This is a genomic window from Acrocarpospora phusangensis (genome assembly GCF_016862995.1).
Classification (GTDB): Bacteria; Actinomycetota; Actinomycetes; order Streptosporangiales; family Streptosporangiaceae; genus Acrocarpospora; species Acrocarpospora phusangensis.
The window spans coordinates 93,434-117,318 of record NZ_BOOA01000003.1; the positions used below are offsets into that span (position 1 = coordinate 93,434).

The window sequence follows — 23,885 nt, forward strand, 5'->3', positions numbered from 1 at the left end:
CCAACGCAACCGGATGGCGTGTAGGACCTCGCATGTCAGCGGACATGGACGGGGACCTCCCCGCGGTCGGGTAGCAGGCCGAACTGGACGAACCGGTCTCTGAGCGTGAAGCGCTGCACGCCGAGGCCGGACATGTTGTACGTGATGATCGTTTGCAGGCGCTGGTTCTGCTGGTTGCGGCGGAGCATGTAGTGGCCGACCACGCGCGTGCGCCAGCTGGTGTCGGTGAAGAGCATGGCCAGGTTGTGGCTCAGGCGGGAGACGTACTCCAGGGCGGGGCGGCGGATCGCGTCGTAGCGGGCGAGGGCGTCGTCGACGGCCGCCGGGGTGAGGTCGGTGAGCTGCTCGGCGAGGGTCCAGGCGTCGGCGATGGCGGCGTTCATGCCCTGCCCGGCCATCGGGTGCACGCAGTGGGCGGCGTCCCCGACGAGGGCCAGGCCGGGGAGCACCCAGTGGTCGGCGCTGTAACGCCAGGCGGCTACCGTCTGCGCGCCGGGCACGCTCTCCCGCAGGGCGTCGGCCACCGGGTCGAGCGCCGGGACACGGGTGATCATGGTGTCGGTCCAGGCGGCTAGGTCGGCTTTGCGTACCTGGCCGGAAGGCACCTGGGCGTAGAGGCGGGCGCGTCCACCGGGCATGGAGAACAGCAGGCGCAGGCCGTCCCGGGTGAGGTGGGCGGCGATGTCCGGGCCGAGTCCGGGGTCGGCCAGGTCGTACCCGACCAGCTGGTGCGTGTACGGCTCCCGCCGCACCTCGATGCCCGCCTGGGTACGAAGCCGGGAACCGAGCCCGTCGCAGGCCACCACCAGGGCGGCGGTGATCTCCTCGGACCTGCCCCCGGATCCGACGGCCGTGATGCCGCGGACGCGGCCGGAGGAGTCGTGGAGAAGGGTGTCGGCGCGGAGGCCGTACCGGATCTCGGCGGAGAGGGAGGCGGTGAGGACGTTCTTGATGGTGGCGTAGTTGTGCACCAGGCAGTAGGGGTGGCTGCCGGGGAGGGAGCGGTAGTCGAGAGCGCCGATCTCGTCGCCGTCGGCTGTACGGCAACTCAGGCGTTCGGCCGTCAGGGCGCCTTCGGCGCGCAGCGTGTCCAGGCAGTCGAGGAGGCCGAGGATGTGCAGGGACCTGGGCTGGAGGAGTTCGCCCTTGTGGACGGGGGGAGCGTGCTGCTGTTTCTCCAGGAGGAGGACGCGGCGGCCCTGGCGGCCGAGGGCGCGGGCGAGCGTGAGGCCGCCGACGCCCGCGCCGCAGACGATCACGTCGTAGTCCGGCATGTCACCCCTCCGTGGCGGCCCGGTAGCGGCCGAGCGCCTGCAGCGCGTAGCCGTCGGCGATGTGGTCGCACCAGTACGTCAGCCCGAGGAAGTACACGCCGAGCCGGGTGGCGTCCCAGAGTCCGTCGGCACGCTGGTGGTCGAGAAGCCAGCGCACGCCCGCGGCGGTCGCCGGATCGTCCGCGTGACCGGCGCTGACCAGGCCGAGCACGGCCCACGCGGTCTCCTCCGCCGAGGACGGTTCGCTGCCGCCGTCGCCCCAGCCGCCGTCGTCGCGCTGGTGGGCGAGCAGCCAGTCCCGGCAGCGCGCGGCGACCGCCGTGCCGCCTTGGCCCAGTCTGCCGAGGGCGTCCAGGACTCTGGCCGTTCCGGCCGTGCTGTCCCGGAACCAGATACAGGGAAACGACCCGTCGGGTCGTTGCACCCGCGCGAACCACCGCACCGCCCGCGCGAGGGGTTCCGCGAAACGGCCGGTGCCTGCGGCGTGCAGGGCGAGGACGGTGTGTGCGGTCATGACCGAGCAGGGCGCGTCCATGCTGACCTTGGCGTTTTTGGCGAAACAGCCCCAAGAGCCGTCCCCGTTCTGCATCGCCAGCAGCCAGTCGGCTCCGCGTCGTACGTGCGGGTCGTCGAGACTCGCGCCCAGCGCGACCAGGGACCCCACCGCGCAGGAGGTGTCGTCGGTGTCCGGCCAGCCGGAGGGCGTGGACCAGCCCCAGCCGCCGGGAGGGCAGCCGGTCGGCGCGAACGGCCTGTCCCGCTGGCTCGCGCGGATCCAGTCGCCGATGCGCGCGAGCCGGGGATCGCCGCCGAAGCCCGCGTCCACCAGGCCGTGGGTGAGGTACATGCTGACCGAGAACTCGATGTCCCGGTCGATCGGCCAGGATCCGTCGGCTCGGGCGGTCCGGCGTAGATAGCGCAGGTAGTCCGCCACGATGCCGGGCGCGACGTCCGCTCGGGCCAGTCCCAGGCACACGACGGACGCCATCAGCGCGGACTCCTCCACCGCGCCGTCCGGGCCCTCGTACCCGTGCAGATCCTCCAGGTAGCTCAGCGCTCGGGGCTCGGCCAGCCGGTTCACCTGCCGCCGGACCATCCCGAACCGCCGGGTACGCGACTGCATGACGCCCCACGACATGAGCCCCGGCACCGTGAACGACAACTTCTTCCGCAGCCACGACGAAGCCAGCGCCAGCTCGAACGGCATCCGCGAGACACGCTCCACCGGATACAGCCCCGCCAATGCCAGATACTGCTCGCAGACCGCCTTCAACGTGCACTTACGCCGATCCGCGACAGCGTCGATCCCGCCGAATCCCTCCAGCCGTTCGAGGCCGGAGGTCACCGCCTCCGCACTGGCCTCCGCATCGGCGAATCGCAGGGCGGCGACGGCGATGGCCGTGGCATTGAGGCTCGCCGGAGCTTCGGGTGTGTCGCCCCAGCCGCCGTCCGCGAGCTGGCGGTCGCGCAGCCAGGCCGCGCCCGCCGTCACCAGGTCGTGGGAGCCCTGCGGGTCGGCCACCCGCAGGGCGATCACGGCTGCTCCCGTCGACACGGCCGACGAGGGCAGGAACCCCTCCCACGAGCCGTCCGCGCGCTGCCGCGCGAACAGGCCGTCGGCGGCCCTGGCGATACTCCCGGCCACCGACTGGATCGTCGTCACGGCGCCGCCTCAGCCGCGCTCCCGGGCGTCGTCTGAGCGTCCGCCTCCGTGCGGAGGCGGTGCTTCTTGTAGCTGTTGAAGAGGGAGCGCATGAACAGCAGCTTCGGCATCGAGGGGGCTTTGCGGATGTCGAGGCGGCCGCTCACGATGGCCTCGCGGCCGCCGAGTTCGCCGTTGCTGAGGCGGTGCAGGGTGAGCGGTTCTGTTCTGATGACGATGTCGGCCTCGTCGTAGGACACGGCGCCGGGGGCGACCTCGCGGAGGTCGCGCCGGACCCGCATCAGGTACGGCTCGATCGTGCCGTCCGGGTTCTCGAACTCGTACAGGACGCTGAGTGAGCCGCGGGCGAGGCGGTCGGCGATGGTGGGGTTGCCGCCGCTGGCGGCGAGCATGTCGCGTAGTTCGGCCACGGCTTCGGCCACGGTCATGGTCTCTCGCATTGCTCAGCTCCTCGTCGGTGAGGTGACGGCGCGGGCCCGGTGGGAGGCGAGGGAGAGCCCGTCGACGGGGAAGAACGGCTGCTCGGCGACGGGTGCGGGTGCGGGGGCGGTGCCGGGGAGGGGGAGTTCGGCGAGCATCTCCGCGGCGGGGCGCACGTAGGTGGGGTCGGTGACGTCGGCGCGGCCGGTGTGGATGATCGAGCGGGCCAGGCAGCCCATGTCCTCGGCCCTGGCTTTGCGCAGCAGCGGCGCCTGCCAGATGTCCACGATGCTCTGCTCCCGCAGGCTGCCCACCTTGGCGTGCACGAACGGGCAGGAGAACACGTCCCCGTTGGGCTGCACGCTCACCATGAACCGGCCCACCTTGCAGCCGGCGCTCTGCTCGAAGCCGACCGCGTGCCCGGCGTGGTGGAGCTCGTGGTCGGGCGCGCGCAGCTCGATGCCCTGCGGGCAGGCGAGTCTGGTCTGCTGCGGCACGGTGATGCCGAGCGGTTCCCCGATGTCGCGCAGGCGTTCCAGCGTGCTGAGGAACAGCTGCTTGCCGACCAGGTCGGCGCGCCGGTCCTCGGCTCCGCCGGCGGCGCGGCCGACCATGAAGATGGGCAGCAGGATCAGCTCCTCGACGCCTTCGTCGATGGCCCACCGGAACAGGTCGGGGATGGCGGGATAGCTGTCCTCGCTGACCACGATGCGTACGCTGGTGCGCAGGCCGCGCTGGATGGCGTGCCGGATCGTGCCCTTCGCCCCGGCGAGGGAGCCGGCGACCCCGCGGACGGCGTCGTGCACGGCGTCGTCCTTGCTGTCGATGGACACGCCGATCATCTCCAGGCCGCCGTCCACCAGCTTGTCGATCTTCTCGGGGCGTACGTTCAGGCCGTTGGTGAGCAGCGCGGTGTAGATGCCCAGGTCGGTGGAGTAGTCGACCAGCTCGTAGATGTCCTTCCTGGTCAGCGGCTCCCCGCCGAGGAAGGTCACGAACATGACGCCGCTGTCGGCGAAGTCGTCCAGCACGGCCTTGGCCCCGGCCGTGTCGAGCTCGTCGGGGTCGCGTTTGCGGGCGTCGGCGAAGCAGTAGTAGCACTTGAGGTTGCAGGCGCGGGTGACGATCCACCAGGCCGACGGGGGAGCGGCCAGCTCGCCCGACTTCGCGGTGGCCATGTAGTCCTTGAGCCACGTCATACCGGATTGCATGCCGTTTCCTTTCAGCGTCGCCACAGGCGCGTGCGGCGGTTCCAGACGATGTAGGACAGGCCGAAGAGCGCCACGGCGTAGAGCGCGCCGAGGCCGCCGAACCGGGTGACGTCGGCGCCGGAGACGAAGGCGGCCGACTTCAGCGCCTCCACCCCCGGCCAGTACGGCAGGAACCGCTCCGCGTCCGCTCCCGACCTGCCGAGCGCCATCTGCACCCCGGCCGCCGCGATGAGCAGCATGGACGCCTCGAACTCACGCGGCACCAGCAGCCCGATGAGCGTGCCGAGCGCGACGCCGACGAAGCCGACCAGCAGCAGGGCGGTGGCGGCCAGTGCCACGGACTCCAGGTTCACGAGCGGGACGAAGATGGCCATGAACACGGCCGTGGACACCACGGTGATGATCAGCAGCACGTAGAGGCGGGCGCTGAGCAGGTGGTGGGCCCGGTAGCCGACGAGCCGGAGCCTGCGCAGGGCGGCCATGCCGGGCCGTACCACGGTCATGGCGGCGAAGGAGCTGGTCACGCTGATGCCGAGGACGGCCAGGTAGAGGGCCTTGAAGTCGCGGTCGAGCACCTGGACGGTCCGCTGGACGTCGCCGTCGTACGCCAGGGCGGGCACCATGGTGACGGCGTCGCTGGTGAAGTAGCTGACCAGGAAGTACGACGCCGGCATGAAGATCATGAACAGCATGGACGGCCAGCGCCGCAGCAGCTCCAGCACCGACATCCGGGTCGCCGTCCCGGTCGCCCGGTACGGCCTGGCCTCCCGCACCGTACGCACGGGATCGAGTCGCACGGCCATCATTCCCCCCGATCCGTGAGCACGGCATCTGTGAGCACGACGTCCTTGGCCCGGCGGCCGCTGGCGGTCACCCGGCCGGCGGCGAGGTCGAGCATCGCGTCGAAGCGGGCGATCTCCGTGTGCATGTGGCTGACCACCACCACCGAGCCGCCGTCGACGCGGAACCGTTCGGTGTAGTCCCAGAAGTGCTGGTAGGTGTCGTAGTCGAAGCCCTGGTAGGGCTCGTCCAGGATGAGCACGTCGGGCTCGTGCAGGAGCGCGGCGATGAGGTTGACCTTCTGCCGGGTCCCGCCGGAGAGCCGGTCCACCCGGGTGGTGGCGTAGCGGGCGCAGCCGAACTCCTCCATGAGGGTGCCGGCGCGGTCGGCCACCTGGTCGGGGGTGAGGCCGTACCCGGCCCCGAACAGGCGGAACTGCTCGGTGAGGGTGAGGCTCTCGATGAGGGACGGGTCCTGCGGGCAGTAGCCGACGCGCCCGTCCAGGACGATCTGGCCGGCGTCGGGTTTGAGCAGCCCGACGAGGCATTTGAGCAGGGTGGACTTGCCGGCTCCGTTCTCGCCCTGGATGCCGGTGAGCATGCCGCGGGGCACCGTGAAGCTGACGTCCTCCAGGACTCGGCGGCGCCGGTAACGTTTCGCCAGGCCACGCACGGTGATCATGTTTGTCCTTCCAGCAGGAGTGTCCGCGCCAGCTGCACGAGGGCGATCTCGTCCAGCGGCCCGGAGCCACGCCTTTCCTTGACGGTCGCCAGCAGGGCGGAGAGCTGGCGCTCCTCCAGCCCGACGGCGTGCGAGTCCAGCACGTGGCGCAGGGCGCCCCGGCCGGAGTGTTTGCCGAAGACGAAGCTGCGTTCCCGCCCGATCAGCTCGGGCGGGTACGGCTCGTACGTGCTGGGGTCGCGGACGATGCCGTCCACGTGCAGGCCGCTCTCGTGCACGAACGCGTGGCCGCCGACGACGGGTTTGCCCGCGTGCACCACCTGGCCGGTGAGGGCCGCCACGTGGTGGGCGAGCGGGGTGAGGGCGGTGAGGTCGAGGCCGGTCCGGTGTCCGTACGCGGCTTCGAGGGTCATCACCACCTCCTCCAGGGGCGCGTTGCCGGCGCGTTCGCCGACGCCGAGCACCGAGCACTGCACGCCGGAGGCGCCGGAGAGCAGGCCCGCGAGGGAGTTGGCGGTGGCCAGGCCGAGGTCGTTGTGGCAGTGCACGGCGATGGGCAGCGGGCAGGCGGCGGCGACCCGTCGTACCAGGGCGGCCATCCGCCAGGGCGTGCTCACCCCGGCGGTGTCGGCCAGCCCGATCGCGTCCGCTCCGGCCTCGGCGGCGGCCAGGTAGACCTCGACCAGGAAGTCCGGGTCGGTACGGGTGGCGTCCTCGGCGGCGAAGACGACGTTCCGCCCCGACTGTTTGGCCAGCGCGACGGCCTCCCGGATGCCGGCCACGAGCTGTTCCGGCGTGGTGCGCAGCTTGGCGCGTACGTGCGCCTCGGAGGTTCCCGTGAACAGGGCGATGCTGTGCGCGCCCGACTCGACGGCCGCCTCCACGTCCCCGGCGAGCGGGCGGGCGATGACCTGGATGGCGGCGTCCAGGCCGGCGTCCACGATGGCCCGCACGGCCAGCGCCTCCTCGGCCGAGACCGCCGGATATCCCGCCTCGATCAGGGGAACCCCGAGCGCGGCCAGCCGCCGGGCCAGCTCGATCTTCTCCTCGACCGGGAACGCGACGCCGGGCATCTGCTCGCCGTCCCTGAGCGTGGTGTCGCTGATCACCACCGTGGGCGGCAGCGACTCCGCGACAGGGGCGGCAGGCTCCGGCTCGCGCACGGCGACCCGGGGCGGTCCGCCGGCGGTCCGGCGGAACTCGTTGAACAGTTGGTTGAGGTGGAGCATGTCCCGGGCGGAGGCCCGCATACTGATCCCCCCGGTCAGGTACGCCCTCCGGGGATTCGTCCGCCCGACGAGAAAGATGTCCCGGAACACCGCCGCGGTCGTCGATATCGTGATTTCGGAGGCCACCCGGGAAGTCGTGGCTTCGGAAGCCGCCCGCGGTGCGGATATATGCGAGGATGCCCCGGCTTCGGAAGACGTCTCTGTGAGGTGGGCTGCCGGGACCCGCCTGATGGTGCCGTTCTCCGTCAGCAGCGCGATGCGCAGGCCGAGGTCGGTGACCTCGATGTCGATCCGGCGGTCCCAGTCGTGCAGCGCGGTCAGCCGTTCGGCGTCCAGCGCGGTAAGCCGCTCGTCCACGTACCCGAGCACCTGCGCCTGGTCCGGCACCGCCTCGGACCCGAACTCGTAGCTCTCCCGCATCGCCCGCTGCGCGACCCAGGTCACCGCCAGCCCGGCCGCGGTGACCGGCAGCGCCAACGCCGGTCCCGCGCCCAGCCCGACGAAGGCCCCGGCCAGGATCGTGCGCTCCAGCACCAGCACCCCGTGCGCGCGCAGCGCCCGCGCCGGATCGATCCCCCGATACAGCATGACCAGCGCCCCGGCGGCCAGCCCCGAGGCCAGCGCGAACATCGCCAGGTAGAGCACGGTTCCGGAGGTCCGGGGCAGCACGGCCGGAGCCGCGGCGGCGAGGAGCATCCAGCACCCCACCAGCAGTGTCACCGCGCGGAGGGCGGCACGGGGGCCGTGGCGTACCGAGAAGGTGTGGTAGCCGCCCTCGCGGTCGCCGTCGATGTCGCGGAGGGTGCCGACCAGGTTGGAGGCCGCGTCCTGGAGCAGGAACACGGCCGCCGCACCCAGCAGGGCCGGGTGCGGCCAGTCGGTGGCGCACATCGCGCCGACCAGGAACGCCAGCGGGGTGATGGCCCCGCGCAGCAGGTTCCCGGACAGGCCGCGCGCTTTGAAGACCGTGCTGTACGCGATGCCCATGGCCAGCGCGGCGGCGGCCAGGACGGCGGTCCGCCAGTTGAGCGCCAGTGCGATGGCCGCGCCCAGCCCCACGCAGACGATCATGCAGGTCAGCGCGGTCCGGGCGCGCATCCGGCCGGACGGGATGGGCCGGTGCGGTTTGGCGATCGCGTCCAGCCGCCGGTCGAAGTAGTCGCCGCCGTACAGGCCGGCCAGCCAGCCGAGGGTGGGCACCGCCCAGGCGGCGGCCAGCCCGGCCGGCCCGGGATCGCCGGCCAGCACGGCGCCCGCCAGCCCGACCAGGCCGGGATAGCTCAGCGTGTACGGCCGCCAGGTCTCCAGGTGTGCCCTGAACATGTGTTACCTGTCCCGGTCGATGGCGAGCGTGGCCAGCCGGGCCAGCCGGGACCGGCTCGGGGTCGGGGGCAGCACGGCCAGGTCCCGGCGGGCCTGCTCCGCCGTCTGCCAGGCCATCCGCCGGGACGCGGCGACCGCCTGGGTACGCTCGATGACCTGGCCCATCGTGGTGAAGGCGTCCGGCACGTCGCCGGCCATGATCTCCTCGATCCTGGCCCGGTCGTCGGCGTCCGCCCGCTGGTAGGCGAGGATCACCGGCAGCGTCAGGCGGCGGTTGCGCACGTCGCTGGCGGCGGCCTTGCCCGTGGTCTCGGCGTCGCTGGTGTAGGCCAGCAGGTCGTCGTGGATCTGGAAGGCGGTGCCGAGGTGCTCGCCGTACTGGGCGAGGGCGTGGATGTGGTCCTGGGGGCCCTGGCCGAGGATGGCGCCGCTCTCGCAGGACGCGCGGAACAGCGCGGCCGTCTTGAGCCTGATCATCTCCAGGTACGTGTCGACGTCGCAGGAGACGTCGCCCTTGAGTTCCGATTCGAGGCTCTGGCCGCGGCACAGGTCGTACCCGGCCCTGGCGACCACGTCGAGGGCCGCCACGATGCGGTCCTCGGGCACGCCGGTCTCGCGGCATTCGGCCAGGCACTGGAAGAGGAAGAAGATCAGCGCGTCGCCGGCCACGATGGCCTGGTCGGTGCCGAACGCGCTGTGCACGGCGGGCCGCCCCCGGCGGGTCTCGTCGCCGTCGATGATGTCGTCGTGGACCAGGCTGGCCACGTGGCCGCACTCGGTGCCGAGCGCGGCGGGCAGCACGCTCTCCGCGCGGCCCCCGACGGCCACCGCCGACTCCAGCAGCAGCACCGGGCGCATCAGCTTGCCGCCGGGCGCGAGCGCGTGCCGGCACATCGCGTCCAGGATCCGGCCGCCGCTCAGCCAGCGCCGCTCGATCTCCTCGTGCAGCAGGGCCGCGTAGCCGTCTGACAATGAATTGTCATTGTCATTTTGCGAGTCATTCTCCGGGTCCAGAACAGCTAATCCGGATGACTGGTCATTGCCATAGCCGATATCTGGTTCAACTGTTATTTCCGCCTGTTGCGTGGCATCCATGACAGGCCTCCCGTCGTATGGGTTCCGGGTCAAAATAGCTTGCTTTTCATAAGCGATGTCAAGCGCTAAATTTCCAGAACATCGGCATATGCGATGCAAAGCGAGGAGGCCTCATGGCCGCTGATATGTGCCCGTATCCCTTTGTGAAGGCCGACCCCATGGCGATGCCCGAGGAGTTCACCTGGCTCCGCGAGCACGAGCCCACCTGCCGCGTGACGCTGCCCAGCGGCGACCTGGCCTGGCTCGTCACCCGCTACCACGACGTCAAGGCCGTGCTCTCCGACACCCGGTTCAGCCGCGACCTCAACCGGCCCGACGCGGCCCGGATGAACACCGCGATCGGCTTCGGCAACTACGGCAACCCGTTCGCCGACCCGCCCGTGCACACCCGCTGGCGCGGCCTGGTGGCCCGCGCCTTCACCCCGCGCCACGTGGAGCACCTGCGCCCCCGCGTCCAGGAGATCGTGGACGACCTGGTGGACCGGCTGCTGGAGGCGGGCCCGCCCGGCGACATCATGGAGGCGCTGGCCTTTCCGCTGCCGATCACCGTGCTCTGCGAGATGATCGGCGTCCCGGTCGAGGACCACGTGCGGTTCCGCGGCTGGGTGCACGACATGCTCTCCAGCGAGCTCACCTCCGAGCAGCGTACGCAGGCCGCGATGACGCTGATCGACTACTCGCGGGCGCTCACCGGGGCCAAACGCGTGGACCCGGCCGACGACCTGCTCAGCGGGCTGATCGCGGTCCGCGACGAGGACGACGGCAGGCTCGACGAGAACGAGCTGTTCGTCACGATCATGACGCTGCTGGTGGCCGGCTACAAGACCACCGCCGCGCAGCTCGGCAAGGGCCTGCTCACCCTGTTCCGCCACCCCGACCAGCTCGAAGCCCTGCGCGCCGACCCGGCGCTGATCGACTCGGCGGTGGAGGAACTGCTGCGCTACTCCCCGCCGGGCGGCGGCGTCGGCATCACCCGGTACGCCACCGAGGACCTGAAGGTCGGCGACGTGGTCATCCCGAAGGGCTCCACCGTGATCGTGGCCAGGCACGCGGCCAACCGCGACGAGGCGCACTTCCCGGACGGCGAACGCTTCGACGTCGGCCGGCCCACCGCCAACCAGCACCTGACCTTCGGCGCGGGACCGGCCTTCTGCTTCGGCGCGCCGCTGGCCCGGATGGAGATGCGGATCGCGCTGGAGACCCTGCTGCGGCGGGCGCCGGGGCTGCGGCTGGCCGTACCCGAGGAGGAGGTGCCGTGGACGAGTGACACCGCGGCGCAGGCGCCGGAGATCGTCCCGGTCACCTGGGAGCGGGAAATGGCAATTATCAGTCACGGTTCGTGAACCGGCCGGTCGATATGAATGAATGACCACCGAACGGCTGGAGAAGCCATGGCTGGAGAGAAAACGGTCCGCGCGGAATTCCGTGGCGCGCGGCGGTCGATATCAATGGCGGGCGTCCTTTCCGAGGCGGGTGCGCGAGAATGCTGATCGAACGACTGCGCGGCCCGCGGGATTTACGGCGGATGGCCGCCGAGGATCTGCCCATGCTCGCGGCGGAGATCCGCGAGTTCCTGGTGGACCGGGTGTGCAGGACCGGCGGCCACCTCGGCCCCAACCTGGGCGCGGTCGAGCTGTCCATCGCCCTGCACCGGGTGTTCGACTCGCCCGCGGAGCCGATCCTGTGGGACACCGGGCACCAGGCGTACGTGCACAAGCTGCTCACCGGACGGGCGGCCGGGTTCGACCTGCTGCGGCGGCGCGGCGGGCTGTCGGGGTACCCGTCCCGGCAGGAGTCCGAGCACGACCTGATCGAGAACTCGCACGCCTCGACCGTGCTGTCCTACGCCGACGGGCTGGCCAAGGCCGACCGGATCCTCGGCCGGAAGTCCAGGCCGGTGGTGGCCGTGGTCGGCGACGGCGCGCTCACCGGCGGCATGGCCTGGGAGGCGCTCAACAACATCGCCGCCCGGCGGCTGCCCGTGATCATCGTCCTCAACGACAACGGCCGCTCGTACGCGCCGACCGTCGGCGGCCTGGCCTCCCACCTGGCCGCCCTGCGCGCCGGCAGGACCGGCGCCAGCTTCTTCGAGGATCTCGGCCTCGCGTACGCGGGACCGGTCAACGGCCACGACATCCCCGCCGTGGAAGCGGCCCTGCGGCGGGCCAGGGAGACCACCGGACCGGTGGTCGTGCACTGCGTCACCACCAAAGGCCGCGGGTACGCCCCCAGCGAGCACCACGAACAGGACCGGCACCACGCGGTCCCCGTCACCGACCCGGCCACGGGCCGCCCGGCCGCCCCGCGCCGCCGGACGTGGACGGACGTGTTCGCCGACGAGATCGTGGCCATCGGGCAGGAGCGGCCCGACGTGGTGGCGGTCGCCGCGGCGATGGTGGAGCCCGCCGGGCTGCAGCCCTTCCAGGAACGGTTCCCCGGCCGCCTGTTCGACGTCGGGATCGCCGAGCAGCACGCGGTCACCTCGGCCGCCGGCCTGGCCTTCGGCGGCCTGCACCCGGTCGTCTGCGTCTACTCCACGTTCCTCAACCGCGCTTTCGACCAGGTGCTGATGGACGTCGCCCTGCACGGCTGCCCGGTCACGTTCGTGCTGGACCGGGCCGGGGTGACCGGCGACGACGGGCCCTCGCACAACGGCATGTGGGACCTGTCCATCCTGAACGTCGTGCCTGATCTGGCGGTGGCGGCGCCCCGGGACGCCCCGACCCTGCGGGCCGCGCTCCGCGAGGCGGTCACGATCGAGGGGCCCAGCGTGGTGCGGTACCCAAAGGGCGCGCTCGGCCCCGACCTGCCCGCCGTCGGCACCCTCGACGGCGTCGACATCCTGTACGGCTCCACCGCCACCGCCACCGCCACCGGCCTCGGCCCCGGCATTGCCACCGGCCTCGGCATTGCCACCGGCCTCGGCCCCGGCATTGCCACCGACACCGGCCCTGCCACTGCTACCGGCCCTGCCACTGCTACCGGCCCTGCCACTGCTACCGGCCCTGCCACTGCCACCGGCCCCGCCACCGCCATCGACGTGCTCCTCGTCGCCGTCGGCGCGATGGGGGAGACGTGCGTGCAGGCGGCGCGGCTGCTGGCCGGGGACGGGATCGGCGTGACCGTTGCCGACCCGCGCTGGATCAAACCGGTCAATCCCGCCCTCGCGGTGCTCGCCGCCCGCCACCGCCTGGTCGTCACGGTCGAGGACTGCGGCCGCGCGGGCGGCTTCGGCGCCTCGCTCACCCTCGCCCTGGCGGACGCGGGCGTGCCCGTCCCGGTCCGCTGCATCGGCCTGCCACAGCGCTTCCTCGACCACGGCCTGCGCGCGGAGGTCCTGGAGGAGTGCGGCCTGACCCCGCAGCAGGTCGCCCAGAGCGTCGCCGACGCGATGCCCGAAAAGGTCGCGATGCCCGAACGAGTCGGGATGCCCGAACGAGTCGGGATGCTCGAAAGGGACGCGATGCTCGCAGGGGGCGAGACGCCGGAGAAGAACGCGATGCCGGAGAAGGGCGCGATGCCGGAGAAGGGCGCGATGCCGGAGGAACCGGTGCTGGCCCTGGCGGCCGGTGCGAACAGAGAGGGATGTTCATGAGTGTCGCGATGCTGGGGATTCCGGCCGTCAGGACCAGACCGGTGGCCGTACGGCGCCAGTCGCGTCAGGTCATGGTGGGGTCGGTGCCGGTCGGCGGGGACGCGCCGGTGACCGTGCAGTCGATGACGACCACGGTGACGGCCGACGTCAACGCCACCCTGCAGCAGATCGCCGAGTTGACGGCGTCGGGCTGCCAGATCGTGCGGGTGGCGGTGCCGTCCCAGGACGACGCGGACGCGCTCGCCGTCATCGCCCGCAAGTCCCGCATCCCGGTGATCGCGGACATCCACTTCCAGCCCAAGTACGTCTTCGCCGCCATCGAAGCCGGCTGCGCCGCCGTCCGCGTCAACCCCGGAAATATCAAGAAATTTGATGACAAGGTGGGTGAGATCGCGAAGGCGGCGGCCGAGCACAAGGTGCCGATCAGGATCGGCGTCAACGCCGGCTCCCTGGACCCCCGGCTGCTCCAGAAGTACGGCAAGGCCACCCCGGAGGCCCTCGTCGAGTCGGCCTTGTGGGAGTGCTCGCTGTTCGAGGAGCACGGCTTCCAGGACATCAAGATCTCCGTCAAGCACCACGATCCGGTGGTGATGATCCAGGCGTACCGGCTGCTGGCCGCGCGCTGCGACTACCCGCTGCACCTGGGGGTGACCGAGGCGGGCCCCGCCTTCCAGGGCACGGTCAAGTCGGCGGTCGCGTTCGGGGCGCTGCTGGCCGAGGGCATCGGGGACACCATCCGCGTCTCGCTGTCCGCGCCGCCGGTCGAGGAGGTCAAGGTCGGCATCGGCATCCTGGAGTCGATGGGCCTGCGCGAACGCGGCCTGGAGATCGTCTCCTGCCCGTCCTGCGGGCGGGCGCAGGTGGACGTGTACACGCTGGCCGAGCAGGTCCAGGCCGGCCTCGAAGGGCTGAAGGTCCCGCTGCGGGTGGCGGTGATGGGCTGCGTGGTGAACGGCCCCGGCGAGGCCCGCGAGGCGGACCTGGGCGTCGCCTCGGGCAACGGCAAGGGCCAGATCTTCGTGAAGGGCCAGGTCATCAAGACCATGCCCGAATCCAGAATCGTCGAGACGCTCATCGAGGAGGCGCTGACCCTGGCGGAGGAGATGGGGGTGCCCGTGGACCTGGATGACGACGAACCACGGCCGGAGGTGACCGTGTACTGACCTCATCTCCCGCTGACCTGCCGGAACTCCCGGCCGTGGGAGATCATGCCGGCCACGTGCACCCGCGATGAGCAGTCCAGCTTGCGCATCACGTTGCGTACGTGGTTGACCGCCGTCCATTCGGCGATGCCCAGGCGCCGGGCGATCTGGCGGTTGGTCAGGCCCTGGGCGACCAGCACGGCCACCTGGTGCTCCCGGCGGGTCAGCCCGGCGCCCGGTTCGCCCGTACTCGGCGGTGCGGGCTCAGTGGAGCCGGCGGTCTCCTCCAGGGCGAACATCCTGATCGTGTTGAGCAGGGTGAAGTGCGGCTCGCCGTCGGCGTGGTCGGCGACGGCGAGCAGGCCGCGCTCGGCTAGCCGTTGCAGGGCGTCGTGCAGGTCGCCGCCGTCCAGGTCGCCGGCGGACTCGGCGGCGGCCAGGTCGAAGCCCCGGTCGAGGACCGCGAGCCGGCGCAGGAGCCGTCGTTCGTGCTCGGCCAGGCTCTCGTACGTCCAGGCGATGGCGGCGCTCATGCTGCGGTGGTGGGAGAGACGGTGGGGGGCGTTGCCGTACAGGATGTCGAGGCCGGAGCGGAGGCGGTTGAGCAGGGCGAGCGGGTGGAAGAGACGCAGGCGGGCGGCGGCGAGTTCGATGGCCAGCGGGAGGCCGTCGAGGCGGTCGCTGAGCTCGGTGATGACCTGCCGGTTGTCGGGGGTGAGCACCAGGTCCGGCCTGGTCGCCGTGGCACGGTCCAGGAGCAGGCGGACGGAGGCGATCCCGCCCAGTTCGGTCAGGTCGTCCGGTGGGTGGGGGCCGGGGACCTGGAGGGGGTGCAGGGGGAACAGGCGCTCGCCGTACACGCGGGCGGGTTCGCGGCAGCAGAGCACGACCCGCAGGCCGCGGCGGCAGGCGAGCAGCTTGGTGACGGCCCGGGTGAGCTCGGCCAGCACGCGGTCGCCGTGGTCGATGACGAGCAGCAGCTCCCGGTCGCCGCCGGCCAGGCCGTCCAGACCCTCCAGGCCGTCCGGCCGGCCCGGCGGGTACGGCTCCGCGGCCAGGTCGGCGAAGCGCACGCCGTCCCCGAACTCGGCGCGCAGGTCGGGGTAGAGGGCCGCCACCAGACGGCTCTTGCCCACGCCCGGCGGCCCGGTCACCGTGAGTAACCGGAGCGCGGGGTTGCGCAGCTGGCGGCGGAGCGCGTCCAGCTCGGTGTCGCGGCCGATTACGGATGCCAGTGCGGGAATCGGTCCGGGTTTCTCGGTTGCCGGACTACGCACTCCATCGCCCCCTCGAAAAACATGAGCTTGACTTGTATTTCATCGGCGGGTGCTCACCAAGGGGTCCGCACAAACCAGCCCTGGAGCCCGGGAACCAACTGGACCACGCGGCTGCAAATACGCTGTGCCGTTTCTTCGGCGCATTTCCTTTTCGGCACGCAGAGAAAGAGCACGATTTCGATCCGGTCCGGCGCCGTGTGCACGCGCAGGTGCTCCAGCGCCTCGTCCTGCCGGGAGTGGGCCCAGACGAGATCGGCGAACGCGCCGGTCGGCAGCGTCCACTGCGCGCCGATCTCGCCTCGGCCGAGGTCCACCCGGACGATCTGCACGAACGTCAGCCCCAGGAGAAACCGTCGTCGTGATCGGTGCAGCACTCCCCGTACGGCGGGGCGGGCTGAGCGGACACGCCCCCGCCCCCGGCGAGGATCCCGTTGACGGAGGAAATAATGGCGAGGATGGAAACAGGGGTTGCCAGTCTTCTGAACATTCCGGTGCTTCCTCTTTTCGTCGCTAGTGACCCCTGACGTCCCGGACATATTCGTTTCTGCTGGCAAGCTTGGCGCACGGTAATCCGCCGTGTCACCACGGGCCCGGAGGCCACCTCTGCGCATGGCATCAAGGTGCCAGCGCCGTCGCGATGTCCCGTTATGGCTTGAATTATCACGGGTTGTGCACCATAAACTGATCAGCAACAGGAGGGCTGGCGGCCTTGGGGGACACGGGAATGCTCGATCCGCTCGGGTTGGACTCCTCGACGGAGGACGTCTACCGGGCGCTGCTCCAGCATCCTGACTGGGGGGTCTGCGATCTCGCCGCCCACCTCGGCCTGACCGAGGAGATCGTGCGCGGAGCCCTGGACCTGCTCGCCGACATGGCGCTGCTGCGGCCGTCCCAGAACCATCCCAGCCTGTTCCGCCCGGTCCGGCCCGAGGTGGGCCTGGCCTCCCTGCTGGCCCGCAGCGAACGCGAGCTCCAGCGCAGGCAGCGGGAGATCGCGGACACCTGCGCGGCCATCGCGGCCATCGCCCTGGAGTACGAGGCCGTCCGCGACCGCGAGCGGGGCTCCTTCGAACGCCTCGAAGGGCTCGACCGGGTCCGCGCCCGCCTGGAGGAGCTGGCCTACGAGGCCCAGGACGAGTGCATGTCCTTCATGCCGGGCGGCGCGCAGACCCCCGACGCGATGGAGGCCAGCGAGCCGCTCGACCAGCTGGCCATCGCCCGCGGCGTGCTCATCCGCACCATCTACCAGGACAGTTTCCGCAACGACGCCGACACCCTCCGGTACGCGCAGTGGCTCACCGCCCTCGGCGGCCAGACCCGGTCCACGCCGACCCTGCCGATGTCGCTGCTCATCGTGGACCGCACGGTGGCCATGGTGCCGCTCGACCCCGCCGATCCCCGCCTCGGCGCGATGGAGGTCAGCGCGGTCGGCATCGTGGCCGCGCTGTGCGCGCTGTTCGAGCAGGTGTGGGCGGGCGCGGTGCCGTTCGGGGAGACGCGGGTGAACGAGCACGGCCTCTCGCCCGTCGAGCACGAGCTGCTGCGCCTGCTGATGGACGGCCAGACCGACGAGGGCGCCGCCCGCCGCCTGGGCCTGTCCCTGCGTACGGTCCGGCGGTCGATGTCCTCGCTGATGACGCGGCTCGGCGCGCGCAGCCGGTTTCAGGCCGGAGCCATGGCCGTACAGCGCGGCTGGCTCTGATCACCCGTGGGTGTACATCTGTGGTAACCCCTGTAACAGTTGTCTAACCCACCGTAGCCTGAACAACAACACCGGGGACGTATCGAATCAGGACGGTGGGGGTTTTCGTGGCGGCGAACTTTCAGGTCGTTGGAACGGTACGAGACGACACGGGATCACCGGTCTCCGGCGGCGTGGCCGTGGAGATCCTCGACCTGCGCTTCGGCGGCGAACACCTGGTCGGCACCGCCCAGGTCCGGCCCGACGGCACGTTCGCGCTGGTCTTCGATCCGGAGCCGGTACGCACCAGCCCGCAGGCCAGCCTGGACCTAGTCGTCCAGGTGATCCGTTCGGACGAACGCGAGGTGCTCGCCCGCTCCGAGCCGCGCTTCGACGCGACCCCGCACGAGCGCGTCGACGTCGTGCTCCCGGCGGGCGTCGCGCCCGTGCTCGACGAGTACAGCCGCCTCGTCGGCGACCTCGGCCGCACGCTGGCCGGGGAGTCCGCGGTCAGCCTGGCCAGTTTCGTGGAAGCGGGCGAACGCCGGGACGTCACCTTCGCCGCCGCCAAGAGCGGCTGGGACGCGCGCGCCGTGGCCATGGCCTCCCTCGCCGACCGGGAGGCGGCCGACAGCGGCATCCCCGCGCCGCTGCACTACGCCCTCTACCGGGCCGGGCTGCCCGCCGGGCAACGCCTGTGGGCGCTCGCCCCGGCGGGCGTGATCGAGTCGGTCTGGTCGCGCGCCGCCGAGCAGGGCATCATCGCGCCGGAACTGGCCGCCGAGATCCCCGCGGGTCTGGACGCGGCCCGCGACCTCGCCGCCAAGGCCGTGCTCGACCTGCCCACCGGGGCCGGCGACGGCAGACTCGGCGACCTGCTCCAGGCCGCCCTTCCCGACGAGGCCGACCGCGACCGTTTCGCCCGGATCTACCGCGACCATCGCACCGCGCCCGAGGAACTCTGGCCGCGGGTACGGGAGGAGTTCCCCGACCGCGCGGGACGGCTGGAACTCGACGGCGCGCTGGCCACGCTCACCCGCAACAACGCGCCGCTGATCGCCAAACTCCACGACGGCGCGGCCCCGAGCCGGGTCGGGGACCTGGCGGCGGCCGGCTACCACCGGGCGGACAGGTGGCGGGCCGACCTCACCGCCGACGTGCCGGTCCCCGACGACATCCCCGGCGACGACGAGACGGAGCGGCGGGACGCGTACGCGGCGGTCCTGGCCGAGGAACTGCGCCTGCGCCACCCCACGGCGGTGCTGGCCGCCGAGGTGGCCGAAGGTGCCATCCCGGTGGGCGGCCCCGAGGGCACCGACCGCGCGGTGGCCGAGTTCCTGGCCGGCAACCACGACACGTTCGAGCTGACCGTGCACCCCATCGACGACTTCCTCGGGTCACGGGCGATCGAACTGGCCCAGCCCGTACGGGACGAGGTCGCCACCCTGCAGCGCATCGTCGCCGTCGCCCCCAGTCCGGACGCCGTACGGGGGCTGCGCACACTCGGGTTCGACTCCGCCCGCGCGGTGGCTCTGCACGGCGAGTCGGCCTTCGTCAGCCGGTTCGCCGCCGACCTCGGCGGTGCGGACGCCGCCCGCGAGACGTTCCGCCGCAGCGACCAGGTGCACAGCGCCGCCCTCGCCACGGCCACCAGCCACCTCGTGGCCAGGGCCGCGCCCGACGTGTTCGCGGTGCCGCGCGGCGGACCGGCCGCCGCCACCGGGCCCGGAGCCCGCGCCCTGGCCGCCGGTGAGAGCGCCGCCCTGGCCACGGTACGGACGCTGCCGAACCTGGAGACCCTGTTCGGACCTGGCGACACCGGCGCCTGCGAGCACTGCGAGTCGGTGCTGAGCCCCGCCGCCTACCTGGTGGACCTGCTCGAATTCCTGGACGTCCAACCTCAGGGCGGCGGGCGCAGCCCGCTGGAGGTGCTCCTCAGCCGCCGCCCCGACCTCCAGCACATCGCCCTGAGCTGCGAGAACACCGAGGTCGAACTGCCGTACGTGGACCTGGCCAACGAGATCCTGGAACACGTCGTGGTCAACGCCACCATCGACGGCTACCGGGGGCACGACGTCGCGCCGGGAACCAGCACGGCCGACCTGCTGGCCTCGCCGCAGTTCGTGAACGAAGCCGCCTACACCGCGCTGCGGGGCGCGTCCTATCCGCTGCTGCTGCCGTGGGACCAGCGGCTGGCGGCCCTGCGGGCGTACCTCGCCAAGGCGGGGGTGCCGCTCAGGGACGCGATGGCCGCGCTGGCGGCCGACGACGCGAACGGCAGGGCGTGGAGCGACATCGTGCGGGAGCGGGTGGGCGTCAGCCCGGCCGAGCGCGACCTGCTGACCAAGCCCGCCGTGACGGCGCAGGCGCTCTTCGGCGACGACCCCGCCCGGGTGAACGAGACCCAGCTGCTCAACGGCGTCGGCAACGCCCGCCGCCTGGCCCGCCGCCTCGGTCTCACCCCCGCGGAGCTGGTCAGCCTGATCCGGACCAGGTTCGTCAACCCCGACGCCGACCTGCTGGACCCGCTGAGCACCCTCGGCGTGAACCTGTCCGCCATCCAGCGCCTGCGCGACGGGACCATGACGCCGGCGGCGTTCAAGGCGGCGCTGCGGCCGAACCTGGACACCACGCCGTTCGGCGGGGACGTCGTCGCCTGGCTGGCCGCCCGCCACGACCGGATCATGAACATCGTGGTGCTCACCGACCCCACCGGGCAGGAACCCCCGGCCGGGGACTCCACCGGCGCCTTCGCCCGGATGGAGCTGCGTCGGGCGCTGCCCGACACCGCCCGCAACCGGCTCCGGGCGGTGGACCTGCTGGGCATCGCCCGCTTCGTCCGCCTGCGCGCCCGGCTCGGCTGGAGCATCGAACGCACCGACGAGGTCGTCTCCGCCTTGTGGCCCGCGCCCGTGCCGGTCACCGGAACCCCGGCCGACGCGCGGCGCGCCCTGGACACCGGCTTCGACACCGTCCTGGTCCGGCTCGGCCACCTGCTGACCGCCGCGGACCTGCTCGGGCTGGACGTCCAGGACGACCTGCCCTGGCTGCTCGGCTGCTTCGCGCCGCTGGGCGACCGCGGGCCCGACGCGCCCTACCGGAGGCTCTTCCCCAGCTCGGCCCTGCTCGGCAACGACCCGGCGTTCGGCCCGGGACCGCTGCCGCCGGACGCGCGCCTGCTCGACCACGGCCCGGCCCTGCAGGCGGCGCTCAAACTCACGGCCGAGGAGTTCGCCGTCGTCGCCCGCGCCGCCGCCGTCGGCCCGGCCACGCCGCTCACCGTCGCCTCCATCAGCCTCCTGTTCCGGTACGGCTACCTCGCCCGCGCCCTGCGCCTCGGCGTGACCGAACTCGTCGGCCTCATCGACGCCACCGGCTGGCAGCCCTTCGCCCCCCTCGACGGCCCCGACCCCGACTTCCTCAAACTGGTCCGGCTCGCCCAGTCGGTCCGCGACTCCGGCCTGCCGGTCGCCCGCCTCGTGGCCCTGGCCCACGGCACGGACGCCGTCCCCGACGCGGCGGTCATGACCGTGCTGCGCGCGGTCCGCGCCGGGCTCGCCGACCGCCGCGCCCCGGCCGGCGCGCAGTGGAGCGAGTCCGCGCTGCGTACGGTCCTGACGTCGGTGTTCCCGCCGGACGTGAGCGACGCCTTCCTCGGGCTGCTCGCGGGGGCGTCCACGTACACGACGGTTTACCGGCAGGATCAAGCGGCGCTGCCCGCGCCGGTTCTGGCGGTCGCGCCCGGCCTGTCGTACGACGCCACCCGCGGGCTGTTGATCCACCGGGGCGTGCTGACCCCGGAGGCCGCCGCCGCGGTCGCGGCCCTGCCCGGCCTGCCCGCCCGGCTGGCCGAGGCCGTGACCGGCCTGGCCAACGCCGGGCAGGCCGAATACCTGCCGCTCTTCCGCGCCCACCCCGCGCTGGAGCAGCGCTGGCGCGTCTGGGCGGCCACCCCGGCCGACCCCGCCGACCCGGCGGGCGAGGCCAAGCGGGCCGCCCTCGGCACGGCGCTCCTGGAGGAGCTGCGGCCCAGCCTGCGCCGACGCCAGCTGGCCGAGGCGCTCGGCGCCGCCACGAGCATCGCCCCCGACAGCATCGCCGCCCTGGTCGGGGACGCCGCCGCGATGCCCGGTTCGGCTCCGGGCCGGGCGGCGGGCGAGGACCTGGCCGCCGTCACCGCGACCGGCCTGACCGCGCGCTTCTGGGCGGGCCCGGTGACCGGGCCGCCGGTCAGGACCGCGATCGCCCCCGCCGCCGACTACGCGCCCGGCGGAGCCGACCTGCGCCAGGCCGCCGGGGTCGCCAACGGGCCGATCAGCGGCGTCTGGGCCGCCGCCGTCGACCCGCCCGTCCCCGGCGCGTACGTGCTGACCGTCGAGGCGGACGGGACCGCCGTCACCCTCCAGTTGGACGGCCGCCCGGTCACGCTGCGGCGCGAGGGCACCACCTGGACGGCCGACCCGGCCGAACTCGCTCCCGGGACGCGGCTCGAACTCACCGCCACCGGCCTGACCGCGCGGCTGCGGCTGCGCTGGCAGGCGGCCGGCCTCGCGCCGGAGATCCTGCCCGGTGCCGCGTGCTGCCCCGCCGACATCGTCGCCGCCTTCACCGGCGCGTACCGGCGGTTACAGGCCGCGCTCGAACTGGCCGGCGCGCTCGGCCTCTCCATCCGCGAACTGCTCAGTTTCGCCCGCTCCGGCTGGCTGTCCGCCGTACCCGTCCCCGCGAACGCCGCCGCGCGGTCGGCGCTGGTGCACGCGGTCGCCGCCCTCGCCCGCTACCGGCGGCTACGCGAACGCTGGTCGGTCACCGGCACCGCCATCGTCGAGGCGCTCGACCGCGCGCAACCCGACCCCGCGTCCATCGCCGCCCTCACCGGAGTCACCCCGGCCGCCGTCGCCGAGGCCGCCACCCACCTGGCAGCCGACCTGCGCAGCCTCGACGGCCTCTGGCGGGTCGCCGACCTCCTGGACCTGTCCCGTACGGTCGTGCTGCCCGTCCCCGCCCTCGCCCGGGTCCTCAGAACCACCCCCACCGCCCAGGACGTCAGGGACGTCCGCGACGCCCTCCGCTCCCGGTACGACGACGCCGCCTGGGCCGACGTGGCCCGCCCGATCCACAACGAACTGCGCAAGGCCGCCCGCGACGCCCTGGTCGGGCGGGTCCTGCACATGGAGAACCCCGACCCCGACCTGTCCGTGGACGCGGTCACCGGCGGCTTCGCCACCCCCGACCAGCTCTTCGAGAAACTCCTGGTCGACGTGCAGATGGACCCCTGCATGACCACGTCCAGGATCGCCCAGGCGATCTCGACCGTGCAGCTGTTCGTGGCGCGCTTCCTGCTCAACCTGGAGCCGGAGGTGTCGCCGCGCGCCATCGACCCGCAGCGCTGGGAGGCCATGAAGCGCTACCGCGTCTGGGAGGCCAACCGCCGGGTGTTCCTGTTCCCGGAGAACTGGCTCGACCCCGAGCTACGCGACGACAAGTCGCCGTTCTTCCGCGAGGTGGAGTCCGAGCTGCTCCAGTCCGACATCACCGACCAGGCCGCCGCCACCGCGCTCGGCCACTACCTGGAACGCCTCGACGAGGTGGCCAACCTGGAGATCGCCGGCATGCACGTGCAGGAGCGCGACGCCGCCGGAACCGGCGTGCCCGACCCGCTCGTCCACGTCATCGGGCGTACGTCCGGGGCCAAACGCGGCTACTTCCACCGCACCCTGGACGGCACGTGGCGGCCGTGGGAGCGGGTCAACGTGGACGTGCCGGACGACCCGGTGCTGCCCGTCATCTGGAAGGGCAGGTTCCTGCTGTTCTGGCTGACGGTGTCCAAACAGCCCGACCGGCGGCAGCCGGGCCCGTTCGCCGCGAGCGCCAGCCAGGACGCCCGGGTGGGCGACCTGCCGCTGCGGGACTTCAACCTGAAGGCCACGGCCACGCTGACCGTGAGCCTGTTCTGGAGCGAGTACTACAACGGGCGCTGGCAGTCGCCGCGCACCTCCGACCCGGACCGGCCGATCGACCTGGGCGCGCAGTTCAGCGTGATCGGCGACCCGCTGTCGCTGCGGCTGGCCTCCGACATCGAGACCGACACCCTCGGCGTACGGGACAGCCTCGGCATCGTCGTGCTCAATCCCAGTCCGGGCGGCACCGGCAACTCCCATTTCCGGCTCTTCACGACGCACAGCCTGCCGGTCCGCAAACAGGACGACACCGGCGGCGCGCCCGGCTTCCCCGCCGACCGGCAGTTCTCCACCGTGGGGCCCTTCACGGTCAGCTTCCGCGACGACCCGTTCCACGAGCTGACCGTGCTGCGGGCCAGCCACCTGCCGTACCGGGGGGTGGGGCCGATGCACCGGCTCAAGGACCCGCACCGGGCGCCGTTCTTCTTCCAGGACAGCAGGCACGTCTTCTACGTGCACCCCGACCCGACCGACGCCGTCAGCGTCACCTTCGGGGTCTTCCCCGGCCCGATCGCCGCACCCCCGAACTTCCCCGAGCTCTGAACGGACCCGC

14 protein-coding genes and 1 pseudogene are annotated in these 23,885 nt (G+C 72.3%); 5 read left to right on the forward strand and 10 right to left on the reverse strand.

Annotated elements, in window-relative coordinates; all coding sequences use genetic code 11:
• Window positions 1-35: 35 nt before the first annotated feature.
• From Aph01nite_RS02645 to Aph01nite_RS02680, 8 genes are read right to left on the reverse strand one after another with little or no spacing between them, the layout of a single operon-like run.
• A complete protein-coding gene (locus Aph01nite_RS02645) occupies window positions 36-1,274 on the reverse strand; it encodes an FAD-dependent oxidoreductase (protein WP_204039081.1) in 1,239 nt (412 codons plus the stop codon).
• Window position 1,275: 1 nt separating this feature from the next.
• Complete coding sequence (locus Aph01nite_RS02650) at window positions 1,276-2,937, reverse strand: prenyltransferase/squalene oxidase repeat-containing protein (RefSeq protein ID WP_204039082.1); 1,662 nt, start codon at window positions 2,935-2,937, stop codon at window positions 1,276-1,278.
• On the reverse strand, window positions 2,934-3,377 hold the full coding sequence (locus tag Aph01nite_RS02655; RefSeq protein WP_204039083.1) for a hypothetical protein: 444 nt from the start codon (window positions 3,375-3,377) through the stop codon (window positions 2,934-2,936). The genes Aph01nite_RS02650 and Aph01nite_RS02655 overlap by 4 nt, the downstream gene beginning before the upstream one ends.
• 3 nt (window positions 3,378-3,380) lie before the next feature.
• Window positions 3,381-4,568, reverse strand: coding sequence for a radical SAM protein (locus Aph01nite_RS02660; RefSeq protein WP_204039084.1), 1,188 nt, complete (start codon window positions 4,566-4,568; stop codon window positions 3,381-3,383).
• Between the two features lie 11 nt (window positions 4,569-4,579).
• Window positions 4,580-5,365, reverse strand: a complete 786-nt coding sequence (locus Aph01nite_RS02665; RefSeq protein ID WP_204039085.1) for an ABC transporter permease — start codon at window positions 5,363-5,365, stop codon at window positions 4,580-4,582.
• Between the two features lie 5 nt (window positions 5,366-5,370).
• Window positions 5,371-6,030, reverse strand: coding sequence for an ABC transporter ATP-binding protein (locus Aph01nite_RS02670; protein WP_204039086.1), 660 nt, complete (start codon window positions 6,028-6,030; stop codon window positions 5,371-5,373).
• Window positions 6,027-8,582 carry a hydroxymethylglutaryl-CoA lyase-like TIM-barrel protein gene (locus Aph01nite_RS02675; protein WP_204039087.1) on the reverse strand — a complete coding sequence of 852 codons (2,556 nt, stop codon included), beginning with the start codon at window positions 8,580-8,582 and terminating at the stop codon, window positions 6,027-6,029. The genes Aph01nite_RS02670 and Aph01nite_RS02675 overlap by 4 nt, the downstream gene beginning before the upstream one ends.
• A gap of 3 nt (window positions 8,583-8,585) precedes the next feature.
• The gene (locus tag Aph01nite_RS02680) at window positions 8,586-9,554 is read right to left on the reverse strand and encodes a polyprenyl synthetase family protein (RefSeq protein ID WP_204039088.1); all 969 of its coding nucleotides are present in this window, start codon (window positions 9,552-9,554) and stop codon (window positions 8,586-8,588) included.
• A gap of 236 nt (window positions 9,555-9,790) precedes the next feature.
• On the opposite strand from Aph01nite_RS02680, the gene Aph01nite_RS02685 reads away from it, so the two are divergent.
• From Aph01nite_RS02685 to ispG, 3 genes and pseudogenes are all read left to right on the forward strand, one after another.
• Window positions 9,791-11,020, forward strand: a complete 1,230-nt coding sequence (locus Aph01nite_RS02685; RefSeq protein WP_204039089.1) for a cytochrome P450 — start codon at window positions 9,791-9,793, stop codon at window positions 11,018-11,020.
• Window positions 11,021-11,160: 140 nt separating this feature from the next.
• Window positions 11,161-13,092, forward strand: a pseudogene (locus Aph01nite_RS02690) (1-deoxy-D-xylulose-5-phosphate synthase); the annotation flags it as partial.
• A 176-nt stretch (window positions 13,093-13,268) separates the two neighbouring features.
• Window positions 13,269-14,435, forward strand: coding sequence for a flavodoxin-dependent (E)-4-hydroxy-3-methylbut-2-enyl-diphosphate synthase (gene ispG / locus Aph01nite_RS02695; RefSeq protein ID WP_204039091.1), 1,167 nt, complete (start codon window positions 13,269-13,271; stop codon window positions 14,433-14,435).
• Between the two features lie 2 nt (window positions 14,436-14,437).
• Here ispG and Aph01nite_RS02700 read toward each other — a convergent pair whose 3' ends face one another.
• Window positions 14,438-15,691, reverse strand: a complete 1,254-nt coding sequence (locus Aph01nite_RS02700) for a helix-turn-helix transcriptional regulator (RefSeq protein ID WP_204039092.1) — start codon at window positions 15,689-15,691, stop codon at window positions 14,438-14,440.
• Window positions 15,692-15,744: 53 nt separating this feature from the next.
• Window positions 15,745-16,020: a hypothetical protein gene (locus Aph01nite_RS02705; protein WP_204039093.1), complete on the reverse strand. Its 276-nt coding sequence runs from the start codon at window positions 16,018-16,020 to the stop codon at window positions 15,745-15,747.
• Window positions 16,021-16,415: 395 nt separating this feature from the next.
• Here Aph01nite_RS02705 and Aph01nite_RS02710 point away from each other — a divergent pair, with 395 nt between their 5' ends.
• Window positions 16,416-17,393: a helix-turn-helix transcriptional regulator gene (locus Aph01nite_RS02710; RefSeq protein ID WP_204039094.1), complete on the forward strand. Its 978-nt coding sequence runs from the start codon at window positions 16,416-16,418 to the stop codon at window positions 17,391-17,393.
• Between the two features lie 95 nt (window positions 17,394-17,488).
• The gene (locus Aph01nite_RS41995; protein WP_204039095.1) at window positions 17,489-23,875 is read left to right on the forward strand and encodes a neuraminidase-like domain-containing protein; all 6,387 of its coding nucleotides are present in this window, start codon (window positions 17,489-17,491) and stop codon (window positions 23,873-23,875) included.
• Window positions 23,876-23,885: the final 10 nt, after the last annotated feature.